This is a genomic window from Achromobacter xylosoxidans, assembly GCF_014490035.1.
Lineage (GTDB): Bacteria > Pseudomonadota > Gammaproteobacteria > Burkholderiales > Burkholderiaceae_B > Achromobacter > Achromobacter bronchisepticus_A.
Window position 1 is genome coordinate 3,151,946 of record NZ_CP061008.1, and the last position, 20,768, is coordinate 3,172,713.

The window sequence follows — 20,768 nt, forward strand, 5'->3', positions numbered from 1 at the left end:
AAAACACAGACCCCAAGGTGAAAATATGGACCAGTCAGTCGAGAGCATTGCGGCGCCTCCGGTTGCCGCAGACAAGGATCCCCTGGCGGCGCGGGATGATGCGCTGTATCGGAAGGTGGCGTGGCGGCTGCTGCCGTTCTTGATGGTGTGCTACATCGCGGCGTTCCTGGATCGCGTGAACGTCGGCTTTGCCAAGCTGCAGATGCTGGACGATCTGAAGTTCAGCGAAACGGTGTACGGCCTGGGCGCGGGCATTTTCTTCATCGGCTATTTCCTGTTCGAGGTGCCGAGCAATGTGCTGATGCACCGCATCGGCGCGAAGAAGACGCTGGCGCGCATCATGATCCTGTGGGGCATCATCTCGGCCGCCATGGCCCTGACGCAGACGCCGACGCAGTTCTACATCCTGCGCTTCCTGCTGGGGGCGGCCGAGGCCGGGTTCTATCCCGGCATCATCCTGTACCTGACCTATTGGTTTCCGTCGAACCGGCGCGGGCAGATCGTGGCGGTGTTCATGACGGCGGTGCCGTTTGCCGGCATCCTGGGCGGGCCGCTGTCGGGCTGGGTGATGGAGGCGTTCCATGACACGCACGGCATGGCCGGCTGGCAGTGGATGTTCATCATCGAGGCGATTCCCTCGGTGCTGCTGGGCCTGGCGGTGTTCTGGTACCTGGATGACCGCATCGACGACGCGCGCTGGCTGTCGCCCGCGGAGAAGTCGCGGCTGGGCCAGAACCTGCAGAGCGAGAAGACCGCCAAGACCGAGCACGTGTCCATGCTGACCTTGCTCAAGGACAGGCGCGTCGTGCATATGGCGCTGATCTGCTATTGCACGGTGTCCAGCTTGTCGGGCCTGGCGTTCTGGATTCCGTCGGTGATCCGTTCCACTGGCGTGGTGTCGCTGCTGGACATCGGCCTGTTGACGGCGGTGCCGAACGTCTGCGCGGTGATCTCGATGGTGCTGGTGTGCCGCCATTCGGACGCGGTGCGGGAGCGCCGCTGGCACATGATCGTGCCGTTTCTGGTGGGCGGGACGGGCCTGGCGCTGAGCACGCTGTTCAGCCATAACCCGATGCTGGCCGTGGCCATGCTGTCGGTGGCGGCCGCCGGCTGCATGGTGTGCTCGCCCTTGTTCTGGAGCCTGCCGACGGCGTTCCTGGAAGGCAAGAGCGCGGCGGCGGGCATAGCCGGGATCAATTCCTTCGCCGGCTTGGCGGCCTTTGTCAGCCCGTATGCGATCGGCTGGATCAAGGACCTGACCGGCTCGACGGATTGGGGCATGTACTTCCTGGCCAGCTTCACGCTGATCGGGGCGGTGCTGGTGTACCGCGTGCCGAAGAGCCTGGTCAACCGCTAGGCGGCTTCTCTACATCGGCGGGCGCGCCGCGCCCGCCACTTTCAGACAGGAATGATGATGACTCTGGACGTAGTTGCGTTGACCCAGGCCATGGTGCGTATTCCCAGCCTTTCCGGCAAGGAAGGCGAGATGGCGGCGCTAATGGCCGCGACGATGCGCGAGGCGGGTTTCAGTTCGGTCACGACCGATGGCAATGGCTCGGTGCTGGGGCTGATCGGCCCCGCGGACGCGGACGTGGCCTTGCTGTTCGACGGACACATGGACGTGGTGCCGGTGGCGGGCGACTGGCGCTTCGATCCGTTCGGCGCCGAGATCCGGGATGGCCGGCTGTATGGGCGCGGCAGCACCGACATGAAGGGCGGCATCGCCGCGGCGATCTGCGGCGTGGCGGAGGCGGCGCGGGACGGCTTGAAGCGCCGCGTGGCGGTGTCGGCCAGCGTGCTGGAGGAAGTCATCGAAGGGCATGCGCTGGCTTCGGTGCTGGACATCTGCACGCCGCAGGCGGTCGTCATCTGCGAGCCCTCCAAGCTGCAGATCAAGGCCGGCCAGAAGGGGCGGGTGGAACTGCTGCTGACTTTCCACGGCAAGCCGGCGCACGCGGCGACGCCGCATATCGGTGTCAATCCCCTGCATGCGGCGGGCCGGGCGCTGAACGCGCTGGAGAGCCTGTCGCTGCCGCATGACGAGGTGCTGGGCCAGGCGCTGCTGGTGCCGACGGACATCGTGTCGCATCCTTATCCATCGATCTCCATGATTCCGATTTCGACGACGATACGCTTTGACCGGCGCACCGTGTCGGGCGAACGCCTGGAGGATGTGCTGGCGCAGATCCGCGCGCATCTGGCGGCCCATGGCTTGTCCGATTTCACCCTGCAGGTCAGCGAGGATCAAGTGGCGACCTATACCGGGCAGCACGCCACGCCGCCGCGCTGGTTGCCGGGTTGGCGTTGCGATGCGGAGGCCGGGTTATTGCAGGCTGCGCGCGCGGCCGTCAGCGCCAGCGGCCGGGATCCGGTGGTGGGCAGTTGGGCGTTCTGCACCAATGGCTCGGAATCGGCGGGACGCCGCGGCATTCCGACGATAGGGTTGGGGCCGGGCAACGAGGAAGATGCGCACACGATCGACGAGTCCATCGCGCTGGAGCAGTTGGAAGGCGCGCGCGACATCTACCGGAATCTGGTGCGCGCCGTCTGCGGTTAGGGCGTTTGCATGCCGGGCAGGCGCGCCAGCCGGTCATTGAGGAAGTCGATCAATAGCCGTGCCCGCAGCGACTGGTAGCGGCGCGACGGGTAGATGAGGAAAGCCTCCTGCGGCGTGGCGCTCCATTTGGGCAGGACGCGCAGCAGTTCACCGCTGGCGATCAGGTCCTGCACCAGCCACGCAGGGCAGAGTCCGATGCCGGCGCCCATGGCCAGGCTTTCGCGGATGGCCAGGGCGTTGTTGACGCGGAAGCGCCCTTGGGTCTGGACCGTGGCGAGGGTGGCGCCCTGGTGCAGTTCCAGGGTGTCGCCGGCAGCCAGCCAGGCAAAGCGCACGTACTCGTGCGCGGCCAGATCGCGGGGCGCGCGGGGCTTGCCGCGCTGCGCCAGGTAGGAGGGGGCGGCCACCAGGTAGCGCGGCGACATGGCCGCCTTGCGGGCGATGGCGTTGGGCGGCAGGTTGCCGCCCAGGCGCAGCGCCACGTCCACGCCTTCTTCCACCAGGTCCACGAACCGGTCGTTCAGGATCAGTTCCACCTGGATGTCGGGATATTCTTCCAGGAATTCGCGCACCAGCGCGTTCAGGCGGAACTGGCCCAGCGCCACGGGCGCGTTGATGCGCAGGAAACCGGAGGGCTTTTCGGTCTGGCCGCGGGCGTCGGCGACGGCCTCGGAGTATTCCTCCAGCACGCGGGTGGCGCGTTCGTAGAAGCGTTTGCCTTGTTCGGTGGGCACGACGCGCGTGGTGCTGCGTTCCAGCAGCCGCACGTTCAGGTCCTTTTCCAGCGCGGCGACGATCTTGCTCAGGGCAGGCTGGCTCAGCGCTTGTTCGCGGGCGACGGCCGACAGGGTGCCCAGCTCCACGGCGCGGACGAAGGCCCGCATGGCGCGCAGGGTGTCCATGGTCATTCCTTTTTGGAAGAAGTGGTATGCAGTTTAGGGTTCTACCGGTGGAATTGGGAAGAACCTATCGTGACGTCACTTTCTCTTTTTCTGGAGTCGTCATGAATCGCTTCAATCTTCATTCCCTGGTTTCGGCCGTTGCGTTGGCCGGCGGCCTTGCGGTCCTGGCCCCGTCCGCCGCCATCGCGGCGCGGCCTTCTGTTCAAGCCGATGCCGCGCGTTCCAACTGGGTCAGTTCCTGGTTCGCCAGCCCGCAACCGCTGTGGGAGGATTCCTTCGTGCTGCCCACGGAAATGCCGGCCGAATTGCGCGGCCAGACTCTGCGCCAGACCTTGATGCTCAGCGTGGGCGGACCGCGCTTGCGGGTGGTGTTGTCCAACCGCTATGGCACGCAGCCCCTGGAGATCGGGGCGGCCAGCGTGGCGCTGGCCTCGGGCCAGTCCAAGATCCGTCCGGCATCCAGCCGCGGGCTGGCCTTTGGCGGGCGGCCGAGCGTGACGGTGGCGCCGGGGGCGCAAGTGGTCAGCGATCCGGTGGACCTGCCGGTATCCGCGCTGGCGGAACTGGCCGTCAGCCTTTACTTCCCGCAGGCGACGCCGGTGACCACCTTCCATTGGGGCGCGCAGCAGACCGGCGCCCTGGTCCGGGGCGATGCCACGGCGGCGGCGGAGCTGCCTGATGCGCAGGCGCTGCAAGGCCGGGCCTTCCTGGCGGGGATCTGGGTCGAAAGCCCGTCGCGCGCGCCGGTGGTGGTGGCGTTTGGGGATTCCCTGACCGATGGCAACGGCTCGACGCCGGGGGCCAACCGCCGCTGGCCGGATTTCCTGGCGCGCCGCCTGGCCCCGCAGGGCATGGGCGTGGCCAATGCAGGCATTTCGGGCGCGCGGGTCTGGGGCGACAAGATGGGGGTGAACGCGATGGCGCGCTTCGATGCCGACGTACTGTCGCAGCCGGGCGTGCGCACGGTGGTGATGATGATGGGCATCAATGACATCGGCTGGCCGGACAGCGGCTTCGCGCCGGCGGACGCGCCCATGACGGCCGCAAGATTGACCGAGGGCTACCGGCAACTGGCGGAGGCCGCCCGCCTGCGCGGCGTGCGCATCGTGGGCGGCACCATTGCGCCGTATGAAGGTTCGCTGCATGGCACGCCGTTGTCGGGCCACTACAACCCGGCCAAGGACGCGGTGCGGCGGGAGGTGAACCGCTGGATCCGCGAAAGCGGCGTGTTCGACGCGGTGGTGGATTTTGACGCGGTGCTGCGCGATCCGGCGCATCCGGCGCGGCTGCTGCCCGCGTATGACTCGGGCGACAACCTGCATCCCAACGATGCCGGCTACCAGGCCATGGCGCAGGCCTTGGATATGGCCACGCTGTTCGGCGATTGAGAAGCGTCCGGGACGGTTAGTGGAAATTGCGGCTCTGGGTGTTCAAGTCGCCCAGCAGCTCGGACAGGTCCACCAGCCGTTGCGCGATCAGGTGGCGCACGCCGTCCACGCTTTGCCAGGACCCGTAGACGCCCAGCAGCGAGGCCCCCAGCAATTCGCGGCGCTGGCGTTCGATGAGTTCCGTACGCACGACCACGTTGACGGGACCGGTCTCGTCTTCCAGCGTGACGAAGATCACCCCCTTGGCAGTCTGCGGGCGCTGGCGCACGGTGACGATGCCGCAGGCGCGCGCGACGCGCTTGTCGGGGTAGCTGTTGAGCACCGAGGCGGGCTGGAAGTTGCGCGCCGCGAGCTGGGGGCGCAGCAAGGCCACGGGGTGGCTGCGCAGCGTCAGGCCCACGCTGCGGTAGTCGGCCGCCACGGTCTGGCCTTCGGAAGGGGCGGACAATTGCGGCGCCTGGGTTTCCTGGATGGCGGCGTCGCGCAGCAGGTCGCGGCTCTGCACGCTGGCGGCGGCTTCCCAGCTGGCCTGGCGGCGATGGCCGGCCAGGGTGCGCAGGGCGTCGCCGGCCGCCAGCGCGTTGAGGTCATGGCGGGTGAGCGCGGCGCGGCGGGCCAGGTCGCCGGTGTCGGCAAAGGGCGCGGCGGCGCGCGCGTCTTCGATGCGCCGGGCGGCGTCCTCGCGCATGCCCTGGATCAGGCTCAGCCCCAGCCTGACGGCGGGGCGGAAGCCGTCGGTGGCGGGCGCGTGCGGATGCGCGGTCCGGCGGGCGCCGGGGTGGCCTTCGGGCAGGGTTTCCAGGGCCGAGTCCCAGCCGCTGACCGTCACGTCCGGCGGCAGCACGCAAACGCCGTGGCGGCGGGCGTCCTGCACCAGTTGCGCGGGGGCGTAGAAGCCCATGGGCTGGGAGTTGAGCAGGGCGGCCAGGAAGGCTTCGGGCTCGTGCCGCTTGAGCCACGAACTGGCGTACGCCAGCAGCGCGAAGCTGGCGGCATGGCTTTCGGGGAAACCGTATTCGCCGAAGCCTTCGATCTGGCGGAACAGCGCCTCGGCGAAATCCAGTTTGTAGCCGTGGGCCAGCAGGCCGCCGACCAGCTTGGTACGGTACTTGTCCACGCCGCCCTTGCGCTTCCAGGCTGCCATGGAGCGGCGCAACTGGTCGGATTCGCCCGGTGTGAAGCCCGCGGCCACCACGGCGATCTGCATGACCTGTTCCTGGAAGATGGGCACGCCCATGGTGCGGCTGAGCACGCCGCGCACTTTTTCGCTGGGATAGGTTTCGGGCTCCTTGCCCTGGCGGCGGCGCAGGTAGGGATGGACCATGCCGCCCTGGATCGGGCCTGGGCGCACGATGGCCACCTGCACCACCAGGTCGTAGTATTCGCGCGGACGCAGGCGCGGCAGCATGGTCATCTGGGCGCGGGATTCGATCTGGAACACGCCTACGGTGTCGGCGTCGCAGATCATGTCGTAGGTGGGCGCGTCGCTGGGGGGAATGTCCTGCAGCCGCAAGGGCTGGCCGCGGCGCTGGCCGGCCAGTTCCAGCGTGCGACGCAGTGCCGACAGCATGCCCAGCGCCAGCACGTCCACTTTCAGCAGGCCCAGCGCGTCCAGGTCGTCCTTGTCCCATTGCACGACGCTGCGGTCCGCCATGGCGGCGTTTTCGATGGGCACCAGGCGCGACAGCTTGCCGCGTGAAATCACGAAGCCGCCGGGATGCTGCGACAGGTGGCGCGGAAAGCCCATCAGGGTCTGCGCCAGCGCCGCCCACTGCCGCGCCACCTGCGATTCGGGGTCCAGTCCGCAGGCGCCCAGCGTGCGCAGCATTTCTTTCTTGCCGTCCCACCATTGGTGGGCGCGCGACACGGCGTCGATGACGCCCGCGTCCACGCCCAGCGCGCAGCCGGTATCGCGCAGCACGCTGCGCGGCCGGTAGGAAATGACCACGGCGGTGAGCGCGGCGCGTTCGCGGCCGTATTTGCGGTAGATGTACTGGATGACTTCTTCGCGGCGCTGGTGCTCGAAGTCCACGTCGATGTCGGGCGGCTCGTTGCGTTCCTTGCTGATGAAGCGTTCGAACAGGTTGTTGCCGCGCACCGGGTCCACTTCGGTGATGCCCAGGCAGTAGCAGACCGCGGAGTTGGCGGCGGAACCGCGGCCCTGGCACAGAATGCCTTCGCCGCGGGCGTACTGGACGATGTCGTAGACCGTGAGGAAATAGGCTTCGTAGTGCAGGTCGGTGATCAGCGCCAGCTCTTTTTCGATCTGCGTGGTGACGCTGTCCGGCGTGCCGGAAGGAAAGCGGCGGGCGGCCCCGGCCAGGGTTTCCTGGCGCAGATAGGTGGCCGGCGTGTGGCCGCGCGGAATGATCTCGTCCGGGTATTCGTAGCGCAGCTCGTCCAATGAGAAGGCGCAGCGGCGGGCTATGGCCAGCGTCTGGGCCAGCGCTTGCGGCGGGTACAGGTTGGCCAGGCGCATGCGCGTGCGCAGGTGCTGTTCGGCGTTGCCGGACAGTTCGTAGCCGCACTGCGATACGGGCTGGCGGGTGCGAATGCCGGTCAGCGTGTCGTGCAGCGGTTTGCGCGAGCGCAGGTGCATCTGCACCTGGCCCAGCGCCACGATGGGCAGTTCCGCGGCCTGCGCGGCGTGTTCGACCGCGGCGCGGTGCAGGTCGTCGCGCGAGCGGTGCAGCAGGGTCAGTCCGACCCAGGCGCGGTGGGGGAAGACGCGCGCCAGCCAGCGCGCCTGCTCGGCCATGCGGTCGGCGTCGGTGCCGTAGGCGGGGCTCAGGATGGCCAGGCATTCGGGCAGGTGGCGCAGATGGGCGTGGCCCGCGGGCGGGTGGGTAAGGTCTTCGGGCGCCAGCTGGTATTCGCCCTTGGGCGCGCGGGTGCGGGCCAGGGTGATCAGTTCGGACAGGTTGCCGTAGCCCTCGCGCGTCTGCGCCAGCAGGGTCAGGCCCAGCGGCGCGGCGTCGGACGCGGCGCGCAGCTGGAAGGTGGCGCCGATGATGAGCGGCAGCTTGCGGGTCTTGGCTTCCACGTGGGCGCGGACCACGCCCGCCAGCGAGCATTCGTCGGTGATGGCGAGCGCGGCGTAGCCCAGTTCGGCGGCGCGTTCGACCAGTTCCTCGGGGTGCGAAGCGCCCTGCAGGAAAGAGAAATTGGACTGGCATTGCAGCTCGGCGTAGCCGGGCAGCTGCGCCAGGAGGCCGGGGGTGTCGTCGTCGTCCATGCGCATGACGCTTCAGGCGTAGAGCCCATGCAGGAACCAGCGGGCGTGCTCGTCGTCGCGCTCGCGGTAGATCCAGTAGCGCGCGGCGGCGGCGTCCTCGGCGACGAAGTAGTCGCGCACCGTCAGGGCCGGGTCCCACCAGCCGCTTTCGATGCGTTCGGGGCCGCGCATCAGGCGCAGCGCCTGGCCGCCGTAATGCGGCCGGTGGCCGGAAAGCTTCAAGGGCAGCGGCGGGTCCAGCAGCCAGAAGGGGCGGTCCAGCAGGGCGGGCAGGGGCGCGGGACGTTGGGGCGGCGACAGCGCGTCGCCCCAGGCGTTGGCGGCCTCGGGGCGGTGGTCGGGAACCGGGTGGGCGTGGCGCACCTGGTCGCGGCCCAGCCGCGCCACCAGCAGGTCCAGCAGCCGGGCATGGTCGGCGGGCGTGCCGCCGGGCTCGGGGAACAAGGTAGTGCTGGCGGCGGGCTGTTCCACCGTGTCGGGCGCCAGCAGCGCCACGGCGATCACGGGCGCTTCCAGCGTGAAGCGGGCCAGCTTTTCCCGCAGCAGGTGGAGGATCTGCGGCGCCTGCCAGACCGGCTGGGCCAGGGCCAGTTCCAGTTCGGTGGGCGGCCGGGCGTGGCGGCCGCGTTCGTGTTCCATGCTGAGCACCACGCGGCGCACCGCCAGTTGCCGGGCGCTGAGCCAGCCGCCCAGCTGTTCGGCCAGCCGGCGCGCCACCGCCAGCACCGCGTCGGTGTGCTCGACGTAGTCGGTGAGTTCGATGCGGCGCGAGAACTGGTGCGGCGGCTCGATCCAGCGGTGGAGCTCGGGCGCCAGGCCGTAGGCGGCGTCCAGGGCCTGCAGCAGTTCAGGCGCGCTGCGCCGCTGCAGGCCCGCGCGCGGCAGGGCGCGCAGGTCCGCCAGGGTATGGCAGCCGATGTCGTCGAGCCAGTCGCGGCGGGCCTGCGCCTGCGGCAGCAGGGCCAGCGGCAGTGCGTCCAGCCGCCGGGTCAGCGTGGGCAGCGTCAGGGTGCGCCGGGGTGCGCGCCGGCCGGGGCTGCGCGCCAGCAGCCAGGCGCCGGCGGCGGTCGGCGCCATGCCTAGCGAGACGCGCAGGTCCAGGGCGCGCAAGGTGGCGGCGACCCGCCGGTGCAGCGCCTTCGGACCGCGGAAGAGCATCAGGCTGGCGCTTACGTTCAGCAGCAACGTGTCGCCGTCGGCCAGGGCGATTTCGGGTGTGTATTGCAGCAGCGCCAGCGCCGCGCCCTGCAAGGCTTCGGACTCGGCCAGGACATCGCGGGGCAGCAGCTCGACCTCGGGGGCGATGGCGGCCGCGCCCGCGCGGCGCATGCCCGGCTTGACGCCGGCGCGGCGGGCGGCGGGCGTCAGGGCGGCGACGCGTTCCTGTTCCAGGACCGCGAACGCCTGCCCCTCAAGCGGCCAGTGCGGGCGCAGTGCGTCCAGCGGCAGGCAGCGCAGGAAGGCGGCGATCCAGAGGCGCATGGCGGGGAGAAACAGGTGTGGTGGCGCCCGGTTCCAGGCCCACGTATAGCGGCGTATCGCAGGCGGGCCCGCGGCGCTTCAGGATGTGGACGGACAAGCCGCCCGCGGCCGGCGCGAGCGCCAGCCGCAAGGGCGCGGGCGTGGCGTTTTGCGCCGCGCTGCTGGGGCGCACCGCGATGAACAGCAGGTCGCTGGCCTGGGCGGCCAGGTGCAGGCGGCGCAGGGATTCGGGGCGCACATGGGGCAGCCAGCAGATCAGGGCGCCGCAGCTGCCGTTCTTCAGGATCTGTTCGGCGGCCCAAAGCGCGTCCACGGGTTTTTCCGGCGCCACCCAGAGCAATTGGCGCGGATCCAGCCGCCAGCTCATCCAGCTGGCGATGTGGGGCGCGTGCGGCGGCTGCACCAGCGCGATGGCGCGGCGGGTTTCCAGCTGGGCCAGCGCCGGACGCAGCAGGCGGATTTCGCCGATGCCGGGGTGCGGCACCAGCAGTTCGGTCAGCGAACCCAGCGGCCAGCCGCCGTCCGGCAGCTCGGGCGAAAGCGCGGCATGCCCGGTGGGCAGGGTGCGGGCGGCGCCTTGAGCCAACTGAGTGGCGCGCCACAACGCGGGATGGATACGTTCTGGGGACTGCATGGCGATCGGTTCCGGCTTGCGGGGACCCGGGGTAGTGGCCGATGCGTCATTATAGCTGTATATATATACAGTATTTAAAAGGGGCAGAGCGCGCCGCGAATAGTTTTGCGCCGGTAACGCGGCAGCCCAAAAGAAAACCCGCCCGTACACCTTTCGATGCAGAGGAGCGGGCCGTGTTGAACGCGATTTTAGCCGCTTCAGGCAGGCGGATCGCAATCAAGCGCGGGCGTTCTGCGCAGTAGATACCGAGGCCTCCACACCCGCCGTGCGATCCAGATCCAACCCATAAAACCGCATATCCTCGTACCGGATCCAGTGCGACTTGCGCACCAGCCGGTGGCCGATCCACAAGGCCAGGAACAGCGGGATCGCCAGGTAGGTGGAGATCACGCCGATCCAGTCGATGCGGTCTTGCAGGAAGGCCTGGTAGTTCTGGCCCAGCGTGACCGCCAGGCACAGGACGAAGGCCAGCAGCGGGCCGAAGGGGAACAGGCCGGCCTTGTAGGGCAGGTCGGCGGTGTCGTAGCCGTGCTTCACATAGCCCTGGCGGAAGCGGTAATGGCTGACCGCGATGCTCAGCCAGACGATGAATTCGGTCATGCCGGCGAAGTTCAGCAGCCAGATGTAGACGGCCTTGGGGCTGTACACCAGGCTGAACAGGCACAGGCAGGCCAGCAGCGCGGTGGCCATCAGCGCGTACAGCGGCACGCCGCCGCGGGTGACGCGCCGGAACAGGGCGGGCGCCTGGCCCTCCACCGCCATGTTGAACAGCATCCGCGTCGCCGCGTACATGCCGGAATTGCCGGCCGACAGCACCGAGGTCAGGATCACGGCGTTCATCACGGTAGCCGCCGACAGCAGCCCCGCGTGCTGGAACACCAGCGTGAAGGGGCTGACCGCGATGTCTTCCACTTCGTTGCGCAGCAGCTGCGGGTCGGTATAGGGCAGCAGCAGGCCGATGATCAGGATGGCCAGCACGTAGAACAGCAGGATGCGCCAGAACACGTGGTTGATCGCGCGCGGCACGTTGCGGCGGGGATTCTCGGATTCGCCGGCGGCCACGGCCACCAGTTCGGTGCCCTGGAACGAATAGGCCACCACCATCGCCACGCCCACCCAGGTGGCCGCATTGCCCACGAAGGGCGCGTCGCCGACCGACCAGTTGACCAGGCCCACGGGCGTGCCGCTGTGGATGATGCCCACCAGCATCGCCAGCCCGACGCCGATGAAGCACAGCACGGCCACGACCTTGATGATGGCGAACCAGTACTCGGCTTCGCCGAAGCTGCGCGCCGAGAAGGCATTCAGCCCGAAGGTCAGGGCCAGGAAGGCCACGCTCCATATCCAGCCGGGCGTATCGGGGAACCAATAGGCCATGACCAGTTGCGCGGCCACCACGTCCACCGCCACCACCGTGGCCCAGCTGATCCAGAAGTTCCAGCCCAGCGCGAAGCCGAAGCCGCCGTCGACGTAGCGCGAGGCATAGGTGCAGAAGGAACCCGATACCGGCATGAAGGTGGCCAGTTCGCCCAGGCTGGTCATGATGAAGTAGACCATCAGGCCGATGGCCAGGTAGACCAGCAGCGCGCCGCCCGGGCCGGCCTGGGCGATGGCGGCGCCGGAGGCCACGAACAGGCCGGTGCCGATGGCCCCGCCCAACGCTATCATCGTGAGGTGGCGCGCCTTGAGCACGCGATGCAGCTGGTTCTGGCCGGCAGGCGTGGCGCCGGATTCTGTTGTCGGAGTTTGCATTACTGGGGTAGGAAGTTGCCGCGGCGGCGGACCATCAGGCACGGGCGTGCGGGCCTGCCCGCCAGGCAATGCCGCGCAAGCCAGCCGGTCCGTGGCGGTGCGGCAAAGGTTGCTTCAAGGCGCGCATTTTACAATGCGGCTATTCCGGGGCCGTTCGGCGGCCCCAGCCAGCACGGAGCAGTTTCATGGCGTCTTCCACTTCTATCGAGTTTCTTCCCAACGCCGGCGTCGACGTGCGCCAGCTGTTTATCCTGCTGCACGGCGTGGGCGGCACCCCCGACGACATGGAGCCGTTGGCAAAAGCGGTGCGCGCGGCGTTCCCCAGCGCGGCGGTGCTGGTGCCCCAGGGGTTCGAGCCCTACGACGGCGGCGGCGACGGCCGGCAGTGGTTCTCGGTGCGCGGCGTGACCGAGGAAAACCGCCCGGAACGCGTGGCGCGGGCCTTGCCGCCCCTGGAAAACTATGTGCGCGAGGCGCAGGCGCGTTTCGGCCTGCTGCAGTCGGACACGGCGCTGGCGGGCTTTTCGCAGGGCGCCATCATGGCGCTGGAACTGGTGCAGGCGCACGACGGCATCGCCGGCCGCGTCATCGCCTTCTCGGGCCGCTACGCCCAGATGCCCAAGCTCGCGCCGCAGTTCACCACGCTGCACCTGCTGCACGGCGCCGCCGATCCGATCATGAACGTGGAGCTCATCCAGGCCGCCCAGGCGCGCCTGACCGAGCTGCACGGCGACTCGACCATCGACATCGCGACCCAGGTGGGGCACGCATTGCACCCGGCGCTGATCGAGCGCGCCATCGTGCGCTTGAAGACCTGCGTGCCGTTGCGCAGCTGGGAGGCCGCGCTGGGTCTTAACCAGACGCCGCCCGACGGCACCCCGGTGCATTGATCATTTTTCCCAGCCGCCGCCCAGCGCCAGGAACAGCGCGATCTGGTCGCTGCTGAGGTCGGCCTGCGAAGCCGCCAGCGCGCTTTCGTTGCTGGCCAACGTGCGCTCGGCATCCAGCACGGTCAGGTAGTCGGTCTTGCCGTACTGGAACAGGCGGCTTGCCTGCGAGGCGGCCTCGGCGCTCTGGTCGCGCGCGGCGCGCAAGGCGGTGTCGCGATCCAGTTGGCGCGCGTAGACCACCAGCGCGCTCTCCGTTTCCCGCAGGGCATTCAGCACGGTGGCGTCGAAACGCGCCGCCGCGGCCTTGGTGCTGGCCTGCGCCTCGGCGATGCGGGCCTGCGCGGCGCCGGTGTTGGGTATGGTCCAGGAGATCAGCGGACCGACGCTCCAGCTGAAGGTGCCGCGGTCGCCGAACATGGCGGCTGGGCCGCCCGAGGCCGCCGACAAGCCCAGCGAGATCTTCGGATACAGGTCCGCGGTAGCCACGCCGATGCGCGCGGTGGCCGCGGCCAGGGTGCGTTCGGCCTGGCGGATGTCGGGACGGCGGCGCAGCAGTTCGGCGCCGTCGCCCACGGGGATGGTTTCGGTCAGGCGCGGAGCCTGGGCGCATTGCAGCAGCGCGGGCGGGATTTCGCCCGGCGTCTGGCCGGTCAGCGCCGCCAGGCGGTACAGCGCGGTGCGCTGCTGGGCCTGGAACGGCGGCAGGTTGGCCTGCAGCTGTTCAAGCTGGCTGCGGGCGCGGGTCACGTCCAGCGTGGTGCCGCGGCCGGCGCGTTGCAGCCGGTCCACCGCGTCCAGCGATTGCTTCTGCACCTGCACCGAATGCTGGGCCGAAGCCAGCTGCATGCCGGCCGCGCACATATTGGCGTAGGCCCGGGCGGTCTCGGCGGCCACGGTGACGCGGGTGGCGTCATAGGCGGCCTGCGCGGCCTGCTCGTCGCCGCTGGCCGCTTCCACGGCGCGGCGGATCTGGCCGAACAGGTCCAGCTGGTATGCCACGCTGGCGCCCATGGAGTAGGACCAGCGGTTGGGCGGATCGATGCCGGGCTGCAGTTCCTGCAGGCCGGACACGTGGCCGAAAGTGGGCGAGGCATTGACGCCGATGGACGGCTGCTGCTGCGCCTGCGCTTCGCGCACGGCGGCCTGGGCGCGTTCCAGGTTGGCGCTGGCCACGCGCAGGTCGGTGTTGGCGGCCAGGGCTTTTTCCACCAGACTATCCAGCACGGGATCGTCGTACAGGCGCCACCAGTGGCCAGGCACCGCATCCTGCCGGAACGCCGCCTCGCGCGCCTGCGTGAAGGGCGCCTGCGCGCTCTGCCGCTCGGCCGCCGATCCGGCGGGCACCTGGTAGTCCGGGCCCACGGCGGCGCATCCGGCCAGCGCAAGGGCCAGCGTAAGAGGCAGGAGGTATCTGGTGTTCATGGCGGTTACGGCTGTGCGTCGATAAGAGAGTAGGGGTGGAAGAAAGGAACGATCAGGACGGCTGGCGCGCCCCGGCTTGCGAGTGGGCCGGGCCGGAATCCACCGACACGGTGGCGGTTTGTCCCGCCACCAGGCGCACGCCTGCGGGCACGTCGTCGATCTTCACGCGCACCGGGATGCGCTGCGCCAGGCGGACCCAGTTGAACGTGGGATTGACGTTGGGCAGCAGGTTGGCGCCGGTGCTGCGGTCGCGGTCGGCGATGCCCATGGCAATGCTCTCCACGTGGCCGCGGATATGGTGCGAGTCGCCCATCAGCGTCACGGTGACGGGGTCGCCTTCGTGGATGCCAGGCAGCTTGGTTTCCTCGAAATAGCCTTCGACGTAGAACGAACTGGAATCCACCAGCGCCATCACGCCGCGGCCAGCGGTGGCGTAGGAACCCGCGCGCAGGTCCAGGTTGGTGATGCGGCCGTCATTCACCGCCAGCACGCGGCTGCGTTCGAGGTTCAGGCGCGCGGTATTGAGCTGCACTTCGGCCTGGGCCAGCGCGGCTTCGGTCTGCTGCAGCTTGGTCTGGCTTTGTTCCAGCGCCTCGGCGGCCACCAGTTGGCCCAAAGAGCGGTTGCGCTTGGCGTCGCGCACGGCCTGGTCGCGCGCCACTTGCGCGGAACGCACCGAGGCCTGGGCCTGGTCGTAGGCCAGCTGGAAGCGCGCGCGGTCGATTTCGAACAGCACGTCGCCGGCCTTGACGTCCTGGTTGTCGTGCACCGGCACGCTGGTCACCAGGCCGGAGACATCGGGCGCGACCTGCACCACGTAGGCCTTGACGCGGCCGTCGCGGGTCCAGGGTTCGACTTCATAGTGCACCCAGAGCTGCCAGCCGGCGTAGGCGGCCGCGGCGACGACGACGGCGGTCACCGCGAACTTGCCGATGGCTGCGGGGCGCAGGGCGTTGGGGAGTTTCATGCTTATCTCTGGAGTAAATAGGGGGAAATGAGGGATACGCCGTACAGCAGCACCACGAACAGCGCCAGGTCGAACAGCGCGGGGTGCCACACCAGGCGGTACAGCCCGGCGCGGGCCAGCACGCGGCGCACTGCCCAGGCCACGCCCAGGGTCACCACGCCCAGCACCAGCAGCCAGGGAAAATAGACGCCGTAGAGATTGAATTCGCCGATCATGATGCTTGGCCCTCCAGGGTGGGATGGGCGGGTTGGTAGTCGGGCGCGTCGGGGAAGAAGGCGCGGCGCAGGCCCACCAGCGCGACCACGGCGCGGTCGCGGGCGGCGGCGCCCGGGGGCGTGGCCGTCACGCTGGCCAGCGCACGGTCGATCTGCGCCAGGAACTCGGGCGTCTTTTCGCCGACCTGCCAGGCCGAGCGCGCGTGGAAGAATTTCGCCAGTCCGTCCAGCACCGGCTGGATGGCGGGTTCCGCCATGGGCAGGTGACGCCGGGCGCGCTGCAGTTCGGTGATGTCGCGGCCCACGCGCAGGTCTTTCAGCGCGTCGGCGGCGACCAGGTCGTCGGGCCGCTGGGCCAGCGCCAGACGCGGCTGCAACAGGCCAATGCGGTCCAGCATGCGGGCGGCGTAGGTGTGGCGCGAAGGCGCGCGCGGCGAGCTTGCCAGGGTTTCCAGTTCCTTCCAGTTGGCGGCCTGGATGCGGCGTGCGCTCCAGTCGGCGCTGACGGTGCGGAAGATGGCGGCGATGATGGCCGCGGTGGCAACGCCCATGCACTGCGCGACCTGCGTGTCGATGAAGGACACGATGTCGGCGGTGTTGGTGTCCTGCAGCGCCATGGTGCCCAGGAAGCCGAACAGCATCGCCATGGCCTTGCCGGCGGTGGCGGGCCGGGCAATGAAGATGCCCAGCACGAAGGTGGTGGGCAGCATGGCCAGGGCCAGCATCTCGAACGAATGCAGGGCGGGCATGATGCCCAGCAGGTACAGCGCCGACAGCGGAATCGAATACACCGTGTAGGTCAGGAACTGCATGATGCCGGGGACCGGATTGTCCTGCGACGCGAAGAAGCAGCTGAAGATGGCGGCCATGAGCGCGGCGGTGGCACCGTTGCTCCAGGCCGTGCCGATCCAGAAGGCGCAGCAGACCGAAATGGCCACGCCGGCGGCCAGGGCCGACAGCAGCGCCATGCCGCGGTCGCGGTGCAGCGCGGTGTTGGGCGCGGGATTGGAGCGCGGCGCGCGCAGCGGCGCGCCCGCCAGGCCTGCGCGGATCTCGCGGCGCAGCGCCAGGCATTCGTCATAGGTGTCGACCAGTTCGCGCAAGCGCGTCATCAGGCTGGCCAGCAGCACCTCGCGCCAGCTGGAGCGGCTGTCGATGTCGGGCGTGAGGCGGGTGGCGGCGGCGCGCAGTTGGACCGCGGTCTCGTGGGTGGCCTGGGCGCCGGCGTTGATCCATTCGGAGATGTCGGCGAGCAAGGCCGTGACGGCTTCCGGCAGTGGCTGGCCGCCGGCCTGCAGGGCGCGCATGCGGTCTTCCACGGCGGACACGGTGGGCGTCAGCGCTGCGATCTGGTCCTGCATGGCGCGCACCGCGCCCGAGGTCCAGCGCAGGTTGCTGGTGTCGAAAGGCACGTGGGTGGACATCAGGCGCAGCTGCGTGATGTCGTTGGCCAGCACGCGGCGGTCGCGGTCCTTCTGTTCGGTGGCCTGGCCGCTGAGCGTGTCGTGCATCCAGTTGCGGGCGTCGCGCACGGCCTTGTCCAGCATCAGCGTCAGGGCCGGGGCCAGGCCGCGCGGCAGCACGATGCTGTGGATCAAGGTGGCGCAGACGATGCCCAGGCTGATTTCCTCGACGCGGGCGAGGGCGGTGTCGAACACCTGGGCGGGGGCGGTCACGCTGGGAAAGCCGATCATGGCGGCGGTATAGCCCGCCAGCATGAAGAGGTACGAACGCGGCGTGCGGTCCAGCACCGACAGGTACAGGCAGGCGCCCACCCACAGCACCATGGCGGCGGTCATGACCACCGGGGAATTCGATAGCCGCGGCACCAGGTAGACGGTGGCGGCCGAGCCGAAGAAGGTGCCGGCCAGGCGGTACAGCGCCTTGGAGCGCACCGCGCCCGACCAGGGTTGGGCCACGACGTAGGCCGTGGTCATGGCCCAGAACGGACGCGGCAACCCCATGCTGTAGGCCAGGTAGAGCGCCATGATGGCGCTCAGGTAGCTCTTGAGCGAGAAGATGGATTCGCGGACGTTGGGGAGTTTCACGCTTGTTCGTCCTGTGGCTGGGTGCCGGCGCCGCCGCGGCCCAGGGTGACTTTCAGGCTGTCGAAGACCCGCAGGCAGGCTTGCAGGTCGGCTTCGCTCACGCCCCGGAACAGGCGGCGGCGCAAATCGACCAGCACATCCTCGACCTTGGCGCGCAGCGCCTGGCCGGCGTCGGTCAGGTGCAGGGTCTTGGCGCGGCGGTCGTGCGGGTCTTCGCGGCGTTCCATCAGGCCTGCGGCGACCAGGTGGTCCAGCACCCGCACCAGCGAGGGGCCTTCCACGCCCAGCGCCTCGGCCAGCGCGCCTTGGCGCACGCCGTCTCCCAGGCGGCCGGCCAGGATCACGGGCCAGGCGGTGGCCTGGGACAGGCCGTAGTCGGCCAAGGCCTTGTCGGCGGCGCCGCGATAGGCGCGCGACAGGACCATCAGGGCGGAGGTGGTGGCCATGAGCTGGGAGTCGGTGGGCGTGTTCATGGAATAGATTGTATCCTATCTATTAGCTTACTAATAATTGAAAATGGCGATTATCTCCATGGATTTTCTCAATCGGGAAAATAGAGGACGGTTGTTCCAGCTATGGAAAACCAGGGACAGTGTTCTGGGATTTTCGGCGTCGCGGGGAGCGACGCGGGCGCGGCGGCGGCCGCCGCGCCCCGGCGTTCAGCCGTTGCAGTCCGCCCAGCAGTTGGGCGTTTCGTACAGGCGCACGCGGGTCAGGCGCAGTTCGGCGCCATAGTGGCCGTGATAGTGCGGGGCCAGGGTCTGGAAGACGATGGCGGCCAGGTTTTCGGCCGTCGGGATGCGGTCCAGCACCACGGTCTTGTGGCCGGGCAGGCTGTCCAGGAAGCCGCGCACGGCGGCGTCGCCCTCGTACACCAGGAAGGCATGGTCCCAGACGTCCACGATGTGGGTCTTGGCGATGTGCTTGATCTCGGAGAAATCCATCAGCATGCCGTTGTCGGATTCGCCGGGCGCCTGCACCACGTCGCCGGTCAGGGTGATCTCCAGCACGTAGCGGTGGCCGTGCAGGTTGCGGCACTGGCTGCGGTGGTCGGGAATGCGGTGGCCGGCGTCGAATTCCAGCCTGCGGGTCACGGAAATCATGGCGCGCTCCGCAGGGGGCTAGGGTGAATCATGGAATGCCTATGTATTTGTGGGTCTGCAGGCTGAGCCGCCATTGCGGATGCTGCATACAGTACTGGACGGCCTGTTCGGTGTTGGCCGCGCGCGCGGGGCCGTCCATGGGTTGCAGGAAGAAGTGGTCGAAGTCCAGGTGCGCGAAGGCTTCGGGCTGCGCGTTGGCTTGCGGATAGACCAGCTTGAGCTCGTCGCCGCGCTCCAGGACCACGGGCGTGGTGCCTTTGGGGCTGACGCAGATCCAGTCGATGCCGGCCGGCGGCTTGATGGTGCCGTTGGTTTCGATGGCCACCGTGAAGCCGCGCGCGTGCACCGCGGTCAAGAGCGGCGCGTCCAGTTGCAGCAGCGGTTCGCCGCCGGTGAAGACCACGTAGCGGTCGTTGGCGCCGGGGCCCCAGGCCGCGGCGATGGCGTCGGCCAGCAGTTCGGGCGTGGCGAACTTGCCGCCGCCGTCGCCGTCGGTGCCGATGAAGTCGGTGTCGCAGAAGGTGCAGGCGGCGCTGGCGCGGTCGCTTTCGCGGCCGGTCCAGAGGTTGCAGCCGGCAAAGCGGCAGAAGACCGCCGCACGGCCTGCGTGGGCGCCTTCGCCCTGCAGTGTCTTGAAGATTTCTTTGGCGGAGTAAGTCATGGTGGTGCCGGCGGTCGGATAAGGCCGGACGCCGGATAAATCAGGCAAAAGCGCATTATTTTACTTTGCGCGGCGCATCTATACTTGCGGGCTATGTTTCACGTCCAAGATTCCATCTACCTGGATGAACGCGATCTCGCGTTCACCATGATCCGCGCCCAGGGCGCGGGCGGCCAGAACGTCAACAAGGTGTCCAGCGCCGTGCACCTGCGTTTCGACGTGCGAGCCTCCAGCCTGCCCGAGGAAATCAAGGAAGCGCTATGCGCCCTTAGCGATCACCGCGTCTCCAAGGACGGGGTCATCGTCATCAAGTCGCAGACGTTCCGCAGCCAGGAAAAGAACCGCGCCGAAGCCATCGAGCGCCTGATCGCCATGGTGCGCGCGGCGGCGCGCACCGACAAGCCGCGCCGCCCGACTAAGCCCACCCGCGCCTCGCAACGCCGGCGCGTGCAGCGCAAGGTGCTGCACGGCGAGGTCAAGCGCCTGCGGGGGCGGGTCCAGGGGGATTGAGGGCGGCCCGCGTGAGGGCGGCCCGCGGCCCGGCCTGGGCGCGGCTGTGCAGGCGCTGCCGGAACAGGTCCGCCATGGTGGCCGCCGCCAGCGACAGTGGCGTTCCCCGCAGCGTCATGATGCCGATGCTGGCGACCGGCATGGGCGCCTCCGTGCGGATCTGGCTGGCTTCGGCGCCGTAGGGCGGGATCTCGAGCATGCCCGCGGGGCAGACGATCAACGCGTCGCTGCGGACCATCAGGTTCCACATCACGCCGAACGTATCGCAATCGATGACGCGTTCGGGCGGTTGCAGGCCGTTTGCGCGCAAGCCTTGCAGAAAAGCGTCGGTGTGGCTGCCGCCCGAGGTGTTGAGCAGCCATTCGCAGCCCGCGATGTCTTGCCAACGCGTGGCGCCCGCCAGCGGATGACCGCGGCGGCAGGCGACCATGAATTCCAGCGGCCGCAGTTCCTCGAAATCGAATTCCTGCCCGCCATGGTTCCCGGCCATGCCGGACGCCAACGCGAAATCCAATGAACCGTTGCGCAATGCCGGCAGCACGGCGGCCAGCAGGCCTTCCGAGACCTTGAGCTTGGCCGCGGGCATGCTCTGCCTGAAATCGTTCAGCACGTCGGGCAGCACGCTCAGCATCACCATGGGCGTCACGCCCACCGCCACCCGCGCCTGGGCGCCGCTGAGCAGTTGGCGGATGTCCTGGCGTGCCAACGAGAGCTGGGCCTGGGCAAGCTGCGCCCGCACCGTCAGGTGTACGCCGCACTCGGTGACCTCGATGCCCTGGGGGCTGCGCGTGAGCAGCGGCGCTTCCAGTTCCGTTTCCAGTTCCTTGATGGCCTTGGTCACGGCGGCCTGGCTCAGGTGCAGGCTGCGCGCCGCAGCCCGGATGCTGCGCAATTCGGCGACCTTCAGCCAGGCCCGCAGATGGTGGTCTTTCATATGCTTCCCCCGGTAGCGACAACTGATAGTTGTCACCTTAACAAAGAAATAGCCTTATGCGCAGCGCG

General features: G+C 68.8%; 18 protein-coding genes. 5 read left to right on the forward strand and 13 right to left on the reverse strand.

Annotated elements, in window-relative coordinates; translation table 11 throughout:
- Positions 1 to 25 precede the first annotated feature (25 nt).
- Together IAG39_RS14770 and IAG39_RS14775 are read left to right on the forward strand one after the other, a co-directional pair.
- On the forward strand, positions 26 to 1,357 hold the full coding sequence (locus tag IAG39_RS14770; RefSeq protein ID WP_088140813.1) for an MFS transporter: 1,332 nt from the start codon (positions 26 to 28) through the stop codon (positions 1,355 to 1,357).
- 57 nt (positions 1,358 to 1,414) lie between these two features.
- A complete protein-coding gene (locus tag IAG39_RS14775; RefSeq protein WP_118934281.1) occupies positions 1,415 to 2,557 on the forward strand; it encodes a YgeY family selenium metabolism-linked hydrolase in 1,143 nt (380 codons plus the stop codon).
- Here IAG39_RS14775 and IAG39_RS14780 read toward each other — a convergent pair.
- Complete coding sequence (locus tag IAG39_RS14780; protein WP_118934283.1) at positions 2,554 to 3,459, reverse strand: LysR family transcriptional regulator; 906 nt, start codon at positions 3,457 to 3,459, stop codon at positions 2,554 to 2,556. The two genes, IAG39_RS14775 and IAG39_RS14780, sit on opposite strands and share 4 nt — an antisense overlap.
- 101 nt (positions 3,460 to 3,560) lie before the next feature.
- On the opposite strand from IAG39_RS14780, the gene IAG39_RS14785 reads away from it, so the two are divergent.
- Complete coding sequence (locus tag IAG39_RS14785) at positions 3,561 to 4,847, forward strand: SGNH/GDSL hydrolase family protein (RefSeq protein ID WP_118934285.1); 1,287 nt, start codon at positions 3,561 to 3,563, stop codon at positions 4,845 to 4,847.
- A 16-nt stretch (positions 4,848 to 4,863) separates the two neighbouring features.
- Here the strand turns inward: IAG39_RS14785 and IAG39_RS14790 are convergent, their stop codons facing one another.
- From IAG39_RS14790 to IAG39_RS14805, 4 genes are all read right to left on the reverse strand, one after another.
- Positions 4,864 to 8,088: an error-prone DNA polymerase gene (locus IAG39_RS14790; RefSeq protein WP_187524039.1), complete on the reverse strand. Its 3,225-nt coding sequence runs from the start codon at positions 8,086 to 8,088 to the stop codon at positions 4,864 to 4,866.
- Positions 8,089 to 8,094: 6 nt separating this feature from the next.
- The gene (locus tag IAG39_RS14795; RefSeq protein ID WP_187774107.1) at positions 8,095 to 9,564 is read right to left on the reverse strand and encodes a Y-family DNA polymerase; all 1,470 of its coding nucleotides are present in this window, start codon (positions 9,562 to 9,564) and stop codon (positions 8,095 to 8,097) included.
- Positions 9,494 to 10,198, reverse strand: coding sequence for a translesion DNA synthesis-associated protein ImuA (gene imuA / locus IAG39_RS14800; protein WP_059380011.1), 705 nt, complete (start codon positions 10,196 to 10,198; stop codon positions 9,494 to 9,496). Before imuA ends, IAG39_RS14795 begins: the two co-directional genes overlap by 71 nt.
- 216 nt (positions 10,199 to 10,414) lie before the next feature.
- A complete protein-coding gene (locus IAG39_RS14805; RefSeq protein WP_118932088.1) occupies positions 10,415 to 11,950 on the reverse strand; it encodes an amino acid permease in 1,536 nt (511 codons plus the stop codon).
- 185 nt (positions 11,951 to 12,135) lie between these two features.
- Here IAG39_RS14805 and ypfH point away from each other — a divergent pair, with 185 nt between their 5' ends.
- The gene (ypfH, locus tag IAG39_RS14810; RefSeq protein ID WP_118932087.1) at positions 12,136 to 12,840 is read left to right on the forward strand and encodes an esterase; all 705 of its coding nucleotides are present in this window, start codon (positions 12,136 to 12,138) and stop codon (positions 12,838 to 12,840) included.
- On the opposite strand, the gene IAG39_RS14815 is transcribed toward ypfH, so the two are convergent.
- From IAG39_RS14815 to queE, 7 genes are all read right to left on the reverse strand, one after another.
- Entirely contained in the window at positions 12,841 to 14,262 is a 1,422-nt protein-coding gene (locus tag IAG39_RS14815; RefSeq protein ID WP_118932086.1) for an efflux transporter outer membrane subunit, read from the reverse strand.
- A 52-nt stretch (positions 14,263 to 14,314) separates the two neighbouring features.
- The gene (locus IAG39_RS14820; RefSeq protein WP_118932085.1) at positions 14,315 to 15,229 is read right to left on the reverse strand and encodes an HlyD family secretion protein; all 915 of its coding nucleotides are present in this window, start codon (positions 15,227 to 15,229) and stop codon (positions 14,315 to 14,317) included.
- A gap of 2 nt (positions 15,230 to 15,231) precedes the next feature.
- Positions 15,232 to 15,444, reverse strand: a complete 213-nt coding sequence (locus IAG39_RS14825; RefSeq protein WP_013394149.1) for a DUF1656 domain-containing protein — start codon at positions 15,442 to 15,444, stop codon at positions 15,232 to 15,234.
- Positions 15,441 to 17,492 (reverse strand): FUSC family protein, encoded by a 2,052-nt coding sequence (locus IAG39_RS14830; RefSeq protein WP_059380016.1) that lies wholly within the window; start codon positions 17,490 to 17,492, stop codon positions 15,441 to 15,443. The genes IAG39_RS14825 and IAG39_RS14830 overlap by 4 nt, the downstream gene beginning before the upstream one ends.
- Positions 17,489 to 17,965, reverse strand: coding sequence for a MarR family winged helix-turn-helix transcriptional regulator (locus IAG39_RS14835; protein WP_059380017.1), 477 nt, complete (start codon positions 17,963 to 17,965; stop codon positions 17,489 to 17,491). Before IAG39_RS14835 ends, IAG39_RS14830 begins: the two co-directional genes overlap by 4 nt.
- Positions 17,966 to 18,151: 186 nt before the next feature.
- Positions 18,152 to 18,595 (reverse strand): 6-carboxytetrahydropterin synthase QueD, encoded by a 444-nt coding sequence (queD, locus tag IAG39_RS14840; RefSeq protein WP_013394146.1) that lies wholly within the window; start codon positions 18,593 to 18,595, stop codon positions 18,152 to 18,154.
- Positions 18,596 to 18,623: 28 nt separating this feature from the next.
- A complete protein-coding gene (gene queE, locus IAG39_RS14845; RefSeq protein WP_118932084.1) occupies positions 18,624 to 19,256 on the reverse strand; it encodes a 7-carboxy-7-deazaguanine synthase in 633 nt (210 codons plus the stop codon).
- A 93-nt stretch (positions 19,257 to 19,349) separates the two neighbouring features.
- On the opposite strand from queE, the gene arfB reads away from it, so the two are divergent.
- Entirely contained in the window at positions 19,350 to 19,766 is a 417-nt protein-coding gene (gene arfB, locus IAG39_RS14850; protein ID WP_059380019.1) for an alternative ribosome rescue aminoacyl-tRNA hydrolase ArfB, read from the forward strand.
- Here arfB and IAG39_RS14855 read toward each other — a convergent pair.
- Positions 19,732 to 20,700 carry a LysR substrate-binding domain-containing protein gene (locus tag IAG39_RS14855; protein WP_223283340.1) on the reverse strand — a complete coding sequence of 323 codons (969 nt, stop codon included), beginning with the start codon at positions 20,698 to 20,700 and terminating at the stop codon, positions 19,732 to 19,734. The genes arfB and IAG39_RS14855 overlap by 35 nt on opposite strands.
- Positions 20,701 to 20,768 lie beyond the last annotated feature (68 nt).